15 protein-coding genes are annotated in these 14,250 nt (G+C 70.6%); 5 read left to right on the top strand and 10 right to left on the bottom strand.

Annotated elements, in window-relative coordinates; genetic code table 11:
• Positions 1-7 precede the first annotated feature (7 nt).
• Positions 8-1,348 (top strand): sigma-54-dependent transcriptional regulator, encoded by a 1,341-nt coding sequence (locus Z164_RS0102255; protein ID WP_024889120.1) that lies wholly within the window; start codon positions 8-10, stop codon positions 1,346-1,348.
• A gap of 20 nt (positions 1,349-1,368) precedes the next feature.
• Entirely contained in the window at positions 1,369-2,655 is a 1,287-nt protein-coding gene (locus tag Z164_RS0102250) for a sensor histidine kinase (RefSeq protein WP_152540839.1), read from the top strand.
• A gap of 183 nt (positions 2,656-2,838) precedes the next feature.
• Here the strand turns inward: Z164_RS0102250 and glmU are convergent, their stop codons facing one another.
• On the bottom strand, positions 2,839-4,209 hold the full coding sequence (gene glmU / locus Z164_RS0102245; RefSeq protein WP_024889118.1) for a bifunctional UDP-N-acetylglucosamine diphosphorylase/glucosamine-1-phosphate N-acetyltransferase GlmU: 1,371 nt from the start codon (positions 4,207-4,209) through the stop codon (positions 2,839-2,841).
• A gap of 247 nt (positions 4,210-4,456) precedes the next feature.
• On the opposite strand from glmU, the gene Z164_RS22730 reads away from it, so the two are divergent.
• On the top strand, positions 4,457-4,603 hold the full coding sequence (locus Z164_RS22730; RefSeq protein WP_160170675.1) for a hypothetical protein: 147 nt from the start codon (positions 4,457-4,459) through the stop codon (positions 4,601-4,603).
• Positions 4,604-4,610: 7 nt separating this feature from the next.
• Positions 4,611-4,994 carry a GtrA family protein gene (locus Z164_RS0102235; RefSeq protein ID WP_024889117.1) on the top strand — a complete coding sequence of 128 codons (384 nt, stop codon included), beginning with the start codon at positions 4,611-4,613 and terminating at the stop codon, positions 4,992-4,994.
• Between the two features lie 369 nt (positions 4,995-5,363).
• Here the strand turns inward: Z164_RS0102235 and Z164_RS0102230 are convergent, their stop codons facing one another.
• From Z164_RS0102230 to Z164_RS0102190, 9 genes are all read right to left on the bottom strand, one after another.
• The gene (locus Z164_RS0102230) at positions 5,364-5,789 is read right to left on the bottom strand and encodes a F0F1 ATP synthase subunit epsilon (protein ID WP_024889116.1); all 426 of its coding nucleotides are present in this window, start codon (positions 5,787-5,789) and stop codon (positions 5,364-5,366) included.
• Between the two features lie 115 nt (positions 5,790-5,904).
• Positions 5,905-7,305: a F0F1 ATP synthase subunit beta gene (gene atpD / locus Z164_RS0102225; RefSeq protein WP_024889115.1), complete on the bottom strand. Its 1,401-nt coding sequence runs from the start codon at positions 7,303-7,305 to the stop codon at positions 5,905-5,907.
• A gap of 124 nt (positions 7,306-7,429) precedes the next feature.
• Positions 7,430-8,293 carry a F0F1 ATP synthase subunit gamma gene (gene atpG / locus Z164_RS0102220; protein WP_024889114.1) on the bottom strand — a complete coding sequence of 288 codons (864 nt, stop codon included), beginning with the start codon at positions 8,291-8,293 and terminating at the stop codon, positions 7,430-7,432.
• Between the two features lie 98 nt (positions 8,294-8,391).
• Complete coding sequence (atpA, locus tag Z164_RS0102215) at positions 8,392-9,942, bottom strand: F0F1 ATP synthase subunit alpha (RefSeq protein ID WP_024889113.1); 1,551 nt, start codon at positions 9,940-9,942, stop codon at positions 8,392-8,394.
• Positions 9,943-10,086: 144 nt separating this feature from the next.
• The gene (locus Z164_RS0102210; RefSeq protein WP_024889112.1) at positions 10,087-10,614 is read right to left on the bottom strand and encodes a F0F1 ATP synthase subunit delta; all 528 of its coding nucleotides are present in this window, start codon (positions 10,612-10,614) and stop codon (positions 10,087-10,089) included.
• A gap of 2 nt (positions 10,615-10,616) precedes the next feature.
• Complete coding sequence (locus tag Z164_RS0102205; protein WP_024889111.1) at positions 10,617-11,087, bottom strand: F0F1 ATP synthase subunit B; 471 nt, start codon at positions 11,085-11,087, stop codon at positions 10,617-10,619.
• Positions 11,088-11,195: 108 nt separating this feature from the next.
• Entirely contained in the window at positions 11,196-11,486 is a 291-nt protein-coding gene (atpE, locus tag Z164_RS0102200; protein WP_024889110.1) for a F0F1 ATP synthase subunit C, read from the bottom strand.
• A gap of 82 nt (positions 11,487-11,568) precedes the next feature.
• Complete coding sequence (atpB, locus tag Z164_RS0102195) at positions 11,569-12,366, bottom strand: F0F1 ATP synthase subunit A (protein WP_024889109.1); 798 nt, start codon at positions 12,364-12,366, stop codon at positions 11,569-11,571.
• A gap of 25 nt (positions 12,367-12,391) precedes the next feature.
• The gene (locus Z164_RS0102190; protein WP_236621736.1) at positions 12,392-12,760 is read right to left on the bottom strand and encodes a hypothetical protein; all 369 of its coding nucleotides are present in this window, start codon (positions 12,758-12,760) and stop codon (positions 12,392-12,394) included.
• A 465-nt stretch (positions 12,761-13,225) separates the two neighbouring features.
• Here Z164_RS0102190 and Z164_RS21250 point away from each other — a divergent pair, with 465 nt between their 5' ends.
• Positions 13,226-14,119, top strand: a complete 894-nt coding sequence (locus Z164_RS21250; protein WP_024889107.1) for a hypothetical protein — start codon at positions 13,226-13,228, stop codon at positions 14,117-14,119.
• The last annotated feature ends 131 nt before the right edge of the window (positions 14,120-14,250 follow it).

Genomic DNA, 14,250 nt, shown 5'->3' with positions numbered 1-14,250 from the left:
CCGCCCCATGCCCATCGTGCTCGTCATCGACGACAACCCCGCCGTGGCCACCGCGCTGGAGGTGCTGTTCTCCCTGCACGACCTGCAGACCCTGCATGCCGATTCGCCCGAGGCCGGGCTCGCGCTGCTGGAACGCGAGCCGGTGGACCTGGTGATCCAGGACATGAACTTCCGCGCCGACACCACCTCCGGCGACGAGGGCGTGGCGCTGTTCGAGGCCATCCACGCCCGCCACCCGGACCTGCCGGTGGTGCTCTTGACCGCGTGGACGCACCTGGAATCCGCGGTCGGCCTGATCAAGGCCGGCGCGGCGGACTACGTCGCCAAGCCCTGGGACGACCACAAGCTGCTGACCACGGTCGGCAACCTGCTGGAGCTGTCGGCCAGCCGGCGCGAACTGGCGCGGCGCCGCGAGCGCGAGCTGCGCGAGCGCCACGCGCTGGAACGCCACGACCTGTGCGGCACCATCTGGGCCGACCCCGCCAGCGAGCGCGTGCTCAGCCTGGCGGTGCAGGTGGCGCGCTCGGACCTGCCGGTGCTGATCACCGGCCCCAACGGCGCCGGCAAGGAGAAGATCGCCGAGATCGTCCACGCCAATTCCGCGGTGCGCGCCGGTCCCTTCGTCGCCCTCAACTGCGGCGCGCTGCCGGCGGACCTGATCGAGGCCGAGCTGTTCGGCGCCGACGCGGGCGCCTACACCGGCGCCAACCGCGCGCGCGAGGGCAAGTTCGAGGCCGCCGACGGCGGCACGCTGTTCCTCGACGAGATCGGCAACCTGCCGCTCGGCGGCCAGGTCAAGCTGCTGCGCGTGCTCGAGACCGGGCGCTTCGAGCGCCTCGGCTCCAACCGCGAGCGCCAGGTGCGGGTACGCGTGGTCAGCGCCACCAACGCCGACCTGCCGGCGCTGATCGCCGAGGGCCGGTTCCGCGAGGATCTCTATTACCGCCTCAACGCCATCGAGCTGAAGCTGCCGCCGCTGGCCGAGCGGCCGGACGACATCCTGCCGCTGGCGCGGCATTTCCTGCCGGCCGGCAAGCGCCTGCAGCCGGGCGCCGAACGCGCGCTGCTGCGGCATCGCTGGCCGGGCAACGTGCGCGAGCTGCGCAACGCGGTCCAGCGCGCGGCGCTGCTGTCGCCGGGCGAGGCGATCGAGGCCCAGGCGCTGGGCCTGCCCGCCGCCGCATCCGTGCCGGTGCCGGCACCGGCCGCCGAACCCGACCGCGCGCAGATCGAGGCCGCGCTGGCCGGCGCCGGCGGCGTGCTGGCGCAGGCCGCCGCCGAGCTGGGGCTGTCGCGGCAGGCGCTGTACCGGCGGATGGACCGCCTGGGCCTGCGGCGCGAGGGATGAAGCGCGCGCGCCGGCTGTCGATGCCGACCCGGGTGACCGCCCTGGCGGCGCTGTTCGCGCTGGCCGCGGCGGCGCTGGCGGCGCTGCTGGCGCGCTGGCTGCCGCCCCCGGCGGCGGTGCTGGCGGCCTGCGGCGCGCTGCTGCCGCTGCTGGTCTGGCGCGCGCACCGCATCCTGGCGCCGCAACGCGCGCTGTTCCGCGCGCTGGCCGGCGCGGTCGCCGCCTACCGCGACGGCGACTACAGCTTCGGCATCCACTGGGACGGCGGCGGCGAGCTCGGCGAGCTGGTGGACAGCCACAACCGGCTCGGCGCGGTGCTGCGCGAACAGCGCGGCGCGCTGGTGCAGCGCGAGCTGCTGCTCGACACGATGGTGCAGAACACGCCGGTGGCGATGGTGCTGCTCGACCCGCGCCGGCGCGTGGTGCTCGGCAACCTCGCCGCGCGCAAGCTGCTGGGCGACGGCACCCGCCTGGAAGGCCGCGGCTTCGACGCCCTGGCCGCGGCCGCGCCGCCGGCGCTGGGCGAAGCGCTGCTGCACGGCGGCGACGGCATGTTCGGCGTCGGCGAGGACGAGCAGGAGGACATCTACCACCTCTCGCGCCGGCGCTTCCGGCTCAACGGCCGCCGCCACGAGCTGATCCTGCTGCGCCTGCTGACCTCGGAACTGCGCCGGCAGGAAGTGCAGACCTGGAAGAAGGTGATCCGCGTGATCAGCCACGAGCTCAACAACTCGCTGGCGCCGATCGCCTCGCTGGCGCACTCGGGCGCGGAACTGCTGCGCCGCGGCCAGCTCGAGCGCCTGCCCGGCGCGCTGGCCACCATCGAGGAGCGCGCGCGCCACCTGGAGGGCTTCATCCGCGACTACGCGCGCTTCGCCAAGCTGCCCGCACCGCGCCTGGAGACCGTGCCGTGGCCGCGCTTCGCCGAGCGCCTGCGCGAGCAGGTGCCCTTCGTCGCCGACGGCGACGCGTACGACGCCCGCCTGCGCATCGACGTGGCGCAGATGGAGCAATGCCTGATCAACCTGCTGCGCAACGCGCACGAATCCGGATCGCCCGCCGAAGAAGTCCGCCTGCGGCTGCGCCGGCTGCCCGAGGCCTGGCGGCTCGACGTCCTCGACCGTGGCAGCGGCATGAACGACGCGGTCCTGGCCAATGCCCTGCTGCCGTTCTATTCCACCAAGCGCAACGGCACCGGCCTCGGCCTGGCGCTGGCGCGCGAGATCTGCGAAGCCCACGGCGGCCGCATCGCGCTGCAGAACCGCGACGGCGGCGGGCTGGCGGTGAGCCTGACCTTGCCGGAGTGAAAGGCGGTAGGGGCACGCCGCAGGCGTGCAAAAGCCGCCCTCATCCGGCGCTGCCTTGCGGGAGAAGGAACAACGTGGCCCCGCTTGCGGGAGAAGGAACAATACGCACCCGCTTGCGGGAGAAGGAGCGGCATGCGCCCGCTTGCCGGAGAAGGACCGCGCCGAAGCCTAGCGCCCAGGCTCCTAGCGCTTCTTCGGCCGCGTCCAACCGTCGATGACCGTCTGCCGCGCCCGCGCCACCGCCAGCTTGCCGGCGGGCACGTCGGTGGTGATGACCGAGCCGGCGCCGGTGGTGGCGCCGGCGCCGATGGTCACCGGCGCCACCAGCGAGGCGTTGGAGCCGATGAAGGCGTTGTCGCCGATCGTCGTGCGCGACTTGTTGGCGCCGTCGTAGTTGCAGGTGATGGTGCCGGCGCCGATGTTGACGCCGGCGCCGACCTCGGCATCGCCCAGGTAGGTGAGGTGGTTGGCCTTGCTGCCCACGCCAATGGCGGCGTTCTTGGTCTCGACGAAATTGCCGATGTGGGCGCCGTCGGCCAGCACCGTGCCCGGGCGCAGGCGCGCGAACGGGCCGATGGTCACCGCGCCCTCCGCGCGCACGCCATCCAGGTCGCAGTGCGCGCGCACCTCGGTGCCGTCGCCCAGGCCGACGTCCTTGAGCCGGCAGAACGGCCCGATCCGCACGCCCTCGCCCAGCGCGACCCGCCCCTCCAGCACCACGTCCACGTCGAACTCCACGTCCGGCCCGACGATCACCTCGCCGCGGATGTCCACCCGCGCCGGATCGGCGAACCGCGCTCCTTGCGCGCACAGCGCCCGCACCGCGCGCTGCTGCCAGGCGCGCTCGAGCTGCGCCAGTTGCCAGGGGTCGTTGGCGCCCTCGGCCTCGATGGGATCGGCGATCTCCACGATTTCCGCGGCGGTGTACTCGGCCGCGGCCAGCGCGAAGATGTCGGTCAGGTAGTACTCGCCCTGCGCGTTGTCGCGGGTCAGGCGCGACAGCCAGCCCTTGAGCGCGGTGGAATCGGCGGCGACGATCCCGGTGTTGACCAGGCGGATGCGTCGCTGCTCCTCGTCGGCGTCCTTCTGCTCGACCACGGCGGCCACGCGGCCCGCGGGGTCGCGCACGATCCGGCCGTAGCCGGTGGGATCGTCCAGCTCGGCCGCCAGCACGGCCAGCCGGGCCTCGTGCTCCTCGGCCAGCAACCGACGCAGGGTGGCATCGGTGATCAGCGGCACGTCGCCGTAGAGCACCAGCGTCTCGGTACCGTCGGGCACCCCGGCCAGGGCCTGCCGCACCGCATGTCCAGTGCCCAGCCGCTCGCGCTGCTCCACCCAGACCAGGTCGGTCTCGGCGGCGAAGGCCTCGCGCACCTGATCGCCGCGGTGGCCGTAGACCACGTGGATCGCCTCGGGCGCGAGCCGCCGTGCGGTCGCGATCACGTGGGCGAGCATCGGCCGGCCGGCGATGGTCTGCAGCACCTTCGGCCGCGAGGACTTCATGCGCTTGCCCTCGCCGGCGGCGAGGATGACGACGTGCAGGGGAGCGGTCATGGCGTTCGTAACTTGGCGGACGTTTGATGATAATCGACGCCCGTGCAAGCAGGACCTGCGATGCCCTCCCCCCCGGCGACCGCCGTCGCGGCCGCGCCTTCCCCATGGACGCGCCCACTCTGGATCGCCGGCCCGATCCTGGCGCTGGTCGGCATCAGCGTCCACGGGTTGTGGGCGCAGTTGCCGTGGGAGCGCTTCGGCGCTGCGGCTGTCCGAAGGGCCGCGGTGCCGAGGCCGTCGCTGGCACATGCTCTTCGCGCAGACCGGGGCACGCTGGATCCCGGTGACCGAGGCCGAAACCTCGTCCGCTCTGGCTGCGGGACTGCGCCAGGCCGGCGCCGTCCATGTGCGCAGCGTCGACGGCATCGCGCTGTGGCGGTCCGGACAGGAGTGAACACGCAATGGGACTGAAACGACAGGGCAGCAGCTACCTGATCATCGGCGGCCTGCAGTGGCTGCTGGACTGGGCGGTGATGGTGGCGCTGAGCCAGGCCGGGTTGCCGGTGCGCCAGGCGAACATTGTCGGCCGGATCTGCGGCGCCCTGCTGGGTTTCTGGCTGAACGGGCGTTTCACCTTCGGCGAGGACGCGCGCGGCCCCGGGCGAGCCCAGCTGCAGCGCTTCGTCGTGATGTGGATCCTGATGACGCTGTTCAGTACCTGGGCCATCGGCCACATCGACGACTACCTGGGCCGCCACTGGGCATGGCTGGCCAAGCCGCTGGTGGAGATCGCGCTGGGCGCGCTCGGCTTCGTGATCTCGCGCCAGTGGGTATATCGGCGCTAGGCCGGATTGACGGGCGCGCGAAAGCCCCTTCCCCCCGCAAGCGGGGAGCATCCTGTTTTTCCTTCCCCCGCAAGCGGGGGAAGGTGCCGAAGGCGGATGGGGGCACGCCGCAAGCGCGCAGAGCGGCCAGAAGGAACGACATGCGCCCGCTTGCGGGCGGCGGCACAGCTTCGGCGCGGTGGGTCGGATGTCGATATGCCCCGGCGATGCCGATCGCGCTGCCCGCAGGGCGCGAAGCCCTCCTGCACGGTCCAGGGCGCGCGCGCGAAAACGCCGGCGCGAGGCCGGCGTCGTCGGGTCGGGATTCGGCCCGCCCAGGAGCCCGGGCGGACACGTTCGAGGCGAGCGGCGTCCGCCGCCCGCGCGCGCCTAGTGCTTGAGGTTCTTGCGCAGGCGCTCGAGCGCCTGCAGCTGCGCCGTGACCTCGGCCAGCTTCTGCTGCGCCTCGGCGACGTCCATCGCCTCGCCGCGCCCGGCGAGCACGCGCTCGGCCTCTTCCTTGGCCTTGCGCACCGCGGCTTCGTCGATCTCGTCGGCGCGGATGGCGGTATCGGCCAGGATCGTGACCACCTGCGGCTGCACCTCGAGGATGCCGCCGCCGATGGCGAAGTCCAGCTTCTCGCCGTTGGGCTGGGTGACCACGATCTTGCCCGGCTTCAGGCGGGTGATCAGCGGCGCGTGGCGCGGCGCGATACCGAGCTCGCCCACCTCGCCGGTGGCCACGACCAGGGTGGCCTCGCCGTGGAAGATCTCGGCCTCGGCGCTGACGATGTCGCAACGGATGGTGGTGGTCATGTCTGTCTCGCTTCGCTCGTTCGACGGGGCCTGGGGGGGGGCAGGGGCCAGGGGTCAGGGGTCAGGGAAAAGCTGTTGCTTTGCTGGCCCCTGGTCTCCGGCCTCTGGCCTCTGCCTACGCGGCGATCTTCTTCGCCTTCTCGACCGCCTCGTCGATGCTGCCGACCATGTAGAACGCCTGCTCGGGCAGGTGGTCGTATTCGCCGTCGACGATGCCCTTGAAGCCGCGGATGGTCTCCTTCAGCGGCACGTACTTGCCCGGGGAGCCGGTAAACACTTCCGCCACGTGGAACGGCTGCGAGAAGAAGCGCTCGATCTTGCGCGCGCGCGACACGGCCTGCTTGTCCTCTTCCGACAGCTCGTCCATGCCGAGGATCGCGATGATGTCCTTCAGCTCCTTGTACTTCTGCAGCGTGGCCTGCACGCGGCGCGCGGTCTCGTAGTGCTCGCTGCCGATCACGTTCGGATCGAGCTGGCGGCTGGTCGAGTCCAGCGGGTCCACCGCCGGGTAGATACCCAGCGCGGCGATGTTGCGCGAGAGCACGACGGTCGCGTCCAGGTGGGCGAAGGTCGTGGCCGGCGACGGGTCGGTCAGGTCGTCGGCGGGCACGTACACGGCCTGGATCGAGGTGATCGAGCCGGACTTGGTCGAGGTGATGCGCTCCTGCAGCACGCCCATTTCCTCGGCCAGCGTGGGCTGGTAGCCCACCGCCGACGGCATGCGGCCCAGCAGCGCCGAGACCTCGGTGCCGGCCAGGGTGTAGCGGTAGATGTTGTCCACGAACAGCAGCACGTCCTTGCCCTTGCCGCTCTCGTCCTTCTCGTCGCGGAAGTACTCCGCCATGGTCAGGCCGGTCAGCGCCACGCGCAGGCGGTTGCCCGGCGGCTCGTTCATCTGGCCGTAGACCATCGCCACCTTGTCGAGGACGTTGGAGTCCTTCATCTCGTGGTAGAAGTCGTTGCCCTCGCGGGTGCGCTCGCCCACGCCGGCGAACACCGACAGGCCCGAGTGCGCCTTGGCGATGTTGTTGATCAGCTCCATCATGTTGACGGTCTTGCCGACGCCGGCGCCGCCGAACAGGCCGACCTTGCCGCCCTTGGCGAACGGGCACATCAGGTCGATCACCTTGATGCCGGTCTCCAGCAGCTCGGTGGTCGAGGCCTGGTCCTCGTAGGAAGGCGCGGCGCGATGGATCTCCCAGTGATCGGACGCCTGCACCTCGCCGGCCTCGTCGATCGGGTTGCCCAGCACGTCCATGATGCGGCCCAGCGTGCCGGCGCCGACCGGCACCGAGATCGCGCGGCCGGTGTTGGTGGCCACCAGGTTGCGCTTGAGGCCGTCGGTGGAGCCCAGCGCGATGGTGCGCACCACGCCGTCGCCGAGCTGCTGCTGCACTTCCAGCGTGATCGCGGTGCCGTCGACCTTCAGCGCGTCGTAGACCTTCGGCACTTCGGTGCGCGGAAATTCGACGTCGACGACCGCGCCGATGATCTGAACGATCTTGCCCTGACTCATTTGGGTCACTCCACTGATGTCTGTTTGATTCCGGTACCGGGATCGGGGACCCGGGACGGGGGATTCGGAAAGGCGCGGTCCGCTGCCGTTGCCGTTCCCGGATCCCGATTCCCGGAGCCCGGCGCTAAACTGCCGCCGCGCCGCCCACGATCTCGGAAATTTCCTGCGTGATCGCCGCCTGGCGGGCCTTGTTGTAGACCAGGTTCAGGGTGTCGATCAGCTTGGTCGCGTTGTCGCTGGCGGCCTTCATCGCCACCATGCGCGCCGCGTGCTCCGAGGCCACGTTCTCCATCACCGCCTGGTAGACCAGCGACTCGATGTAGCGGGTCAGCACGTGCTCCAGCACCGTCTCCGGGTCCGGCTCGTAGAGGTAGTCCCAGTCGTGCTTGACCATGCTCTCGTCGGCCGGCGGCAGCGGCAGCAACTGGTCGAACGTCGCGCGCTGGGTCATGGTGTTGACGAAGTCGTTGTACGCCAGGAACACGCGGTCCAGCGAGCCGCCGGTGTAGGCGTCGAGCATGACCTTGATCACGCCGATCAGCTGCTCCACCTCGGGCGTGTCGCCCAGGTGCGTCACGCTGGCCAGCATCTGCACCTTCAGGCGGCGGAAGAACACCGTGGCCTTCTGGCCGATGGTGACCACGTCCACCTCGACGCCCCGCTCCTGCCACTGGCGGATCTCGCCCAGCAGCTTGCGGAACAGGTTGTTGTTGAGGCCGCCGGCCAGTCCGCGGTCGGAGGAGACGATCACGTAGCCGACCCGGCGCGGGTTCTCGCGCTCGACCAGGTACGGATGCTGGAACTCCGAGTTCGCCTGCGCCAGGTGGCCGATCAGCTGCTTCATCGCCCGCGCGTACGGGCGCGAGGCCTTCATCCGGTCCTGCGCCTTGCGGATCTTGGAAGCCGAGACCATTTCGAGCGCGCGCGTCACCTTGCGGGTGTTCTGCACGCTCTTGATCTTGCTCTTGATTTCTCTGCCGCCGGCCATCTAGCTCGCTCCGCTCGCTTCAAAGGGGTCAGGGATCAGGGGCCGGGGGCCAGGGGCGACGACCCGCACCGCCCCAGGTCTCCGGACCTGGTCTCCGCTTACCAGCTTCCCGTCGCCTTGAACTCGGCGATGCCCTTCTTGAACGCCGCCTCGATCTCGTCGTTCCAGGCGCCGCTGGCGTTGATCTTCTCGATCAGCGCCGCTTCGGTGTTGTCGAAGTGCGCGTGCAGCGCTTCCTCGAACGCGCCGATGCGGTTGACCGGCACGTCGTCGAGGTAACCCTCGTTGACGGCGTAGATCGACAGCGCCTGGTGGGCGACCGACATCGGCTGGTACTGCTTCTGCTTCATCAGCTCGGTCACGCGCTGGCCGCGCTCGAGCTGCTTGCGGGTGGCTTCGTCCAGGTCCGAGGCGAACTGCGCGAACGCCGCCAGCTCGCGGTACTGGGCCAGCGAGATGCGGATGCCGCCCGACAGCTTCTTGATGATCTTGGTCTGCGCCGCGCCGCCCACGCGCGACACCGAGATGCCGGCGTTGACCGCCGGGCGGATGCCGGCGTTGAACAGGTCGGTCTCGAGGAAGATCTGGCCGTCGGTGATCGAGATCACGTTGGTCGGCACGAACGCGGACACGTCGCCGGCCTGGGTCTCGATGATCGGCAGCGCCGTCAGCGAGCCGGTCTTGCCCTTGACCTCGCCGTTGGTGAACTTCTCCACGTACTCCTCGGACACGCGCGCGGCGCGCTCGAGCAGGCGGGAGTGCAGGTAGAACACGTCGCCGGGGTAGGCTTCGCGGCCCGGCGGGCGCTTGAGCAGCAGCGAGATCTGGCGGTAGGCCACGGCCTGCTTGGACAGGTCGTCGTAGACGATCAGCGCGTCCTGGCCGCGGTCCATGAAGTACTCGCCCATGGTGCAGCCGGAATAGGCGCTGATGTACTGCATCGCGGCCGACTCGGAAGCGGTCGCGGCGACGACGATGGTATGCGCCAGCGCGCCGTTCTCCTCCAGCTTGCGCACGATGTTGGCGACGGTCGAGGCCTTCTGGCCGATCGCCACGTACACGCACTTGATGCCGGTGCCCTTCTGGTTGATCACCGCGTCGATGGCCAGCGCGGTCTTGCCGGTCTGGCGGTCGCCGATGACCAGCTCGCGCTGGCCGCGGCCGATCGGGATCATCGCGTCCACCGACTTGTAGCCGGTCTGCACCGGCTGGTCGACCGACTTGCGCCAGATCACGCCAGGCGCCACGCGCTCGACCGGCGCGCTCAGCGCGGCGCCGATCGGGCCCTTGCCGTCGATCGGCTCGCCGAGCGCGTTGACCACGCGACCCAGCAGCTCGGGGCCGACCGGCACCTCGAGGATGCGGCCGGTGGTCTTGGCCACGTCGCCCTCGCGCAGGTGCTCGTAGTCGCCGAGGACCACCGCGCCCACCGAATCGCGCTCCAGGTTCAGCGCCAGCGCGTAGGTGTCGTTCGGCAGCTCGATCATCTCGCCCTGCATCACGTCGGCCAGGCCGTAGATGCGCACGATGCCGTCGGACACGGACGTCACCGTGCCCTCGTTGCGCGCTTCGGCGGCCAGCTTGACCTTCTCGATGCGGCTCTTGATCAGTTCGCTGATTTCGGAGGGGTTGAGCTGGGTGCTTGCCATGGTCTGGGGTTCCTGTGTCGTGCGCCGCCTGCGGGCGACGCACGGGGTTTTTTTCGATTTCGGGATCGGGATTCGGGATCGGGAATCGTCGAAGCGGTTGCGTACGCCTCTGCGAATCCCGGGTCCCCGGCCGCCTGTCCCGCGTTAGCCCGCTAGCGCCGACTGCAGCCGGGCGAGCTTGCCGCGCAGCGAGCCGTCGATCACGACGTCCCCGGCGTTGATCACCGCGCCGCCGATCAGCGCCTCGTCGACCGCGGTCTCCAGGTGCACCTCGCGCCCGAAGCGGCGCTTGAGCGCGGCGCGGATCGCGTCGAGCTCGGTCTCGGGCAATGCCGAGGCCGCGGTCACCTTCGCGCGCACGACGTGCTCGGCCTCGGCCCGCAGATCCTCGTACAGCCCGGCGATCTCCGGCAGCAGCGCCAGCCGGCCGTTGCGGGCCAGCAGCGCGAGGAAGTCGCGGAATTCGCCCTGCGCGCCCTCCGGGGCGAGCAGCGCGACCGCGTCCTCGTCGCCGAGCGCGGGATGACCGAGCAGCGGCCGCACCTGCGGGTCCGCCGCGACGCGCGCGGAGAACGCCAGCGCGTCCGACCAAGCCGCGAACGCGTCCGCGTCGCGGGCGAGGCCGAACGCGGCGCGGGCGTAGGGACGAGCGAGCGTGATCTCGTGGCTCACGGTCAGATCTCCGCGGCCAGCTCGTCGAGCAGGGCCTTGTGGGCGCTGGCGTCGATCTCGCGGCGCAGCAGCTTCTCGGCGCCGGCCACCGCCAGCACCGACACCTGGCGGCGCAGGTCCTCGCGGGCGCGGTTGGCGGACGCCTCGATCTCGGCCTCCACGATCGCCTTCTGCCGCGCGGCCTCGGCCTGGGCCTCGGCGCGCGCCTGCTCGACGATCTGGTTGGCGCGCTGGTGGGCCTGATCGATGATCTCGTTGGCCTTGGTACGGGCGGCCTTGAGTTCCTCGTTGACCTGTTCCTGCGCCTGCGCCAGCGCGCGCTGGCTGTTGTCGGCGGCGGCCAGGCCTTCGGCGATCTTCTGCTGCCGTTCCTCGATCGCCTTGAGCAACGGCGGCCAGACCTTGGTCGCGATCAGCCAGATCAGGGCCGCGAAGGCCAGCGCCTGGGCGATCAGGGTCAGATTGATGTTCATGGGTGTGCCACTGCCTGTCGTGATGGTCCGGGCATGCCGCGCATGCCGCCTGTCATCCCGGAGCGCGGGCGGCGCTCAGGCCGCCCGCGTTCCGCGCACCGGCGCCTATCAGCCGCCGAGCTGCGCGACGACCGGGCCGATGAACGGGCTGGCGAAGGCGAACAGCAGGCCGACGGCGACGCTGATGATGAACGCCGCGTCGATCAGGCCGGCGGTGATGAACATGCGGACCTGCAGCACCGGGATCAGCTCCGGCTGGCGCGCGGCCGACTCCAGGAACTTGCCGGCCATGATGGCCAGGCCCAGACCGGCGCCCAGCGCGGCGAGGCCGATCATGATGCCGATGGCCAGAACGGTCGAAGCCTGGATCTGGGCGAAGGAGGTCAGAGCGATTTCCATGGTTTTCTCCGGAACGGACGGTGCGAGGGTTGAACGTGAGGGGTGAAGCGGAAGGGGGATGCGGCCAGGGAGCGCGCCGGGGTCAGTGGCTGTCCTCGGACAGGCTCAGGTAGACGATCGACAGCATCATGAAGATGAAGGCCTGCAGCGGGATCACCAGCAGGTGGAAGATCATCCAGCCGAAGCCGAACACCGCGCCGCCGAGCATGCCGATCAGCCCGGCGCCGCCGAGCACCCAGATCAGCAGGAACACGATCTCGCCGCCGAACATGTTGCCGAACAGTCGCATCGCCAGCGAGATCGGCTTCGACAGCCACTCGACGATGTTGAGGATCAGGTTGAACGGCATCATCCACTTGCCGAACGGCGCGGTCAGGAATTCCTTGGTGAAGCCGCCCAGGCCCTTGGAGCGCAGGGCGAAGATCAGCATCAGGAAGAACACGCTGATCGACATGCCCAGCGTTGCGTTGACGTCCGCGGTGGGCACCGGCTTCCAGTAGTGCACGCCGATCCACGACAGCGGGATCGCGAAGAAGTCCGCCGGGATGAACTTCAGCATGTTCATCAGCAGGATCCAGAAGAACAGGGTGATCGCGATCGGCGTCACCAGCTTGCTGGCCCCGTGGTAGGTGTCGCGCGCCTGGCGGTCGACGAACTCCAGCATGATCTCCACGAACGCCTGCCACTTGCCCGGCACGCCCGAGGTCGCCTTGCGGGTGCCCAGCCAGAACAGGAAGGTGATCAGCAGCCCCATGGCGACCGCGGACACGAAGGTGTCCACGTTGAGGGTCCAGAAGTCGCCCTCGCCCACCTGCCAGGTCAGGTTCTGCAGATGGTGCTGGATGTAGCTGGTAGGGGTCGTTTCCGCCTCGCCCGCCATGTTCCGTTTCCTGCCTATGAGTCGATCAACGGCTGGCCATGGCCAGCATCTGTGTCGCCAGCGCGGCGACGACGCCCACCAGCGCGGCGATCGGGGGCAACCCGCCCGCACCGACCGCCAGCCCCAGCACGAGCAGCACCACCGCCCACTTGGCCAGCACCCCCAGCAGCAGGCGCGCCAGCGCGCCCGCGGCCGGGTTGGCCCCGCCGCCCAGCGCGATCGCGCCGGACAGCCAGCCGCCCACGGCCACCGCCCCCCCGCCGGCCAGCGCGGCCAGGGCCCACGACGGCCCCTTGGCGAGGAACGCCCCGGCCACCAGCGCCACCGCGACCGCCTGCCAGACGATTGCGCGCTGCGCCAGTCGCCGACCCGCAGCGACGGAAGTCAACGACACACGAGGTCCTGTAGCAGTGGGTCCGGGACGGCCAGCGAAAACCGTCCCGCCGAGCCGCAAAAGTATAGCAGTGGTGTCGTTTTGCGGACAACCGGCGGAGGTCCCGTCGCGGCGATCGCCGGGCCCGGCGTCCGCGGCGCGCATTCAGGCCGGTTCGCGCGGAACTTCGCCCGGCCCGGCCGGTCCGATCCTCTGCGCGGTCTGCCACCCTTCCTCGTCGATCCTGTCGCAGACCCCACCCGAAGCCCCGGTTCGCCGGGGCTTCTTCTTTGTCCTGCGGCCGCCAGCGCGCGCCCGGGAGGACCGGGCCGGCCCTGCGCCACGGCGCGCGAACGCCTCCATACGCCTGCGTCTTCACGCAAGCGAGACGGGCGAGCGCCGACACTGCGCGCACCGGCCGCTGCCCCGCCCGCGCGAGCGCGCGGGGATCGCCCGCCCCTCACGATGCCATCGAGACGAGACTCCATGACCGTTCCCGCCCCCCGTACCCTCGCCCTGTCCCTGCTGGCGGTCGCCGCCGGCGCCGTCGTCCTGCCCGCCCAGGCCCAGGAGCTCATCGAGCGCGACGACCGCTTCACCCTGCGCCTGTCGGCGTTCTATCCGGAAGCGTCGCTGGGCCTGTCCGCCCGCGGCAGCGCCACCGACGGCAGCGAGACCGCGACCTTCGGCGGCGGCGAGACCGCGACCTTCGGCAACGTCGTGCGGCCGCGCGGCGCCATCGGCTTCCGCATCAGCGACCGCCAGGCGCTGGTCGGCAACTATTACGATTACAGCGACGACGAGGACTTCGCCTACGGCGGCGGCGACATCGGCGGCGTGGAGATCCCGGCGCTGACCGCCAACGGCGAGGCGTCCTTCAACCTGGCCAGCCTCAACTACGAGTACAGCTTCGTGCGCACCGAGGCGTTCCAGTGGGGCGTGGGCCTGGGCGTGACCTACGCCAAGCTCGAAGTCGAGGCCAACGCCTCCACCACGCCCACCGACGAGATACCGGCGCAGTCGGAGAGCCTGCGCTGGAAGCGCGACGGCTTCTCGCCCGGCCTGCACACCCGGCTGACCTGGCGCCCGCACGAGCGCTGGCGCATCGGCCTGGAAGGGCAGTACCTCGACACCAGCTGGGGCGACTTCCTCGACGAGGACGGTCACTTCGAGCGCGCGGGCCTGATCGTGGAATACCTGGTCAGCGAGCGCGTGGGCATCCACGTCGGCTACGACTGGTTCCGCCTGAAGCTCAAGGACGACTACACCGCCACCGTGCCGGCCGACGAGATCGGGCTCGACCCGATCCGGATCGGCGGCCGCGCCGAGGCCGAGCTCAAGGTCCACGGCCCGATGGCCGGCCTGACGTTCCGCTTCTGACGCCCCGCCGCGCGTCGCGACTGCGAAGCCCCGGCCATGCCGGGGCTTCTTCGTCGCGGGGCGCTCGGCGCCCTGCGACGGCTCGCCCGGGCCGCCTCGCCGCCGCGGTCGCAGGAGTCGTCGCCCGCGCC

Origin of the sequence: Luteimonas huabeiensis HB2, from assembly GCF_000559025.1 — a bacterium.
Lineage (GTDB): Bacteria > Pseudomonadota > Gammaproteobacteria > Xanthomonadales > Xanthomonadaceae > Luteimonas > Luteimonas huabeiensis.
Note: the sequence above shows the minus strand (reverse complement) of the source record. Positions and strands in the feature narration are given on the sequence as shown.

Excerpts from the sequence above, each read along its gene's own strand:
- atpG (WP_024889114.1), bottom strand. The coding sequence starts at position 8,293 with ATGGCCGGCGGCAGAGAAATCAAGAGCAAGATCAAGAGCGTGCAGAAC.
- Z164_RS0102205 (WP_024889111.1), bottom strand. The coding sequence starts at position 11,087 with ATGAACATCAATCTGACCCTGATCGCCCAGGCGCTGGCCTTCGCGGCC.
- Z164_RS21250 (WP_024889107.1), top strand. The coding sequence starts at position 13,226 with ATGACCGTTCCCGCCCCCCGTACCCTCGCCCTGTCCCTGCTGGCGGTC.
- Z164_RS0102230 (WP_024889116.1), bottom strand. The coding sequence starts at position 5,789 with ATGACCACCACCATCCGTTGCGACATCGTCAGCGCCGAGGCCGAGATC.
- Z164_RS0102235 (WP_024889117.1), top strand. The coding sequence starts at position 4,611 with ATGGGACTGAAACGACAGGGCAGCAGCTACCTGATCATCGGCGGCCTG.
- atpB (WP_024889109.1), bottom strand. The coding sequence starts at position 12,366 with ATGGCGGGCGAGGCGGAAACGACCCCTACCAGCTACATCCAGCACCAT.
- atpA (WP_024889113.1), bottom strand. The coding sequence starts at position 9,942 with ATGGCAAGCACCCAGCTCAACCCCTCCGAAATCAGCGAACTGATCAAG.
- Z164_RS0102255 (WP_024889120.1), top strand. The coding sequence starts at position 8 with ATGCCCATCGTGCTCGTCATCGACGACAACCCCGCCGTGGCCACCGCG.
- Z164_RS22730 (WP_160170675.1), top strand. The coding sequence starts at position 4,457 with ATGCTCTTCGCGCAGACCGGGGCACGCTGGATCCCGGTGACCGAGGCC.
- glmU (WP_024889118.1), bottom strand. The coding sequence starts at position 4,209 with ATGACCGCTCCCCTGCACGTCGTCATCCTCGCCGCCGGCGAGGGCAAG.
- atpE (WP_024889110.1), bottom strand. The coding sequence starts at position 11,486 with ATGGAAATCGCTCTGACCTCCTTCGCCCAGATCCAGGCTTCGACCGTT.
- atpD (WP_024889115.1), bottom strand. The coding sequence starts at position 7,305 with ATGAGTCAGGGCAAGATCGTTCAGATCATCGGCGCGGTCGTCGACGTC.
- Z164_RS0102250 (WP_152540839.1), top strand. The coding sequence starts at position 1,369 with ATGCCGACCCGGGTGACCGCCCTGGCGGCGCTGTTCGCGCTGGCCGCG.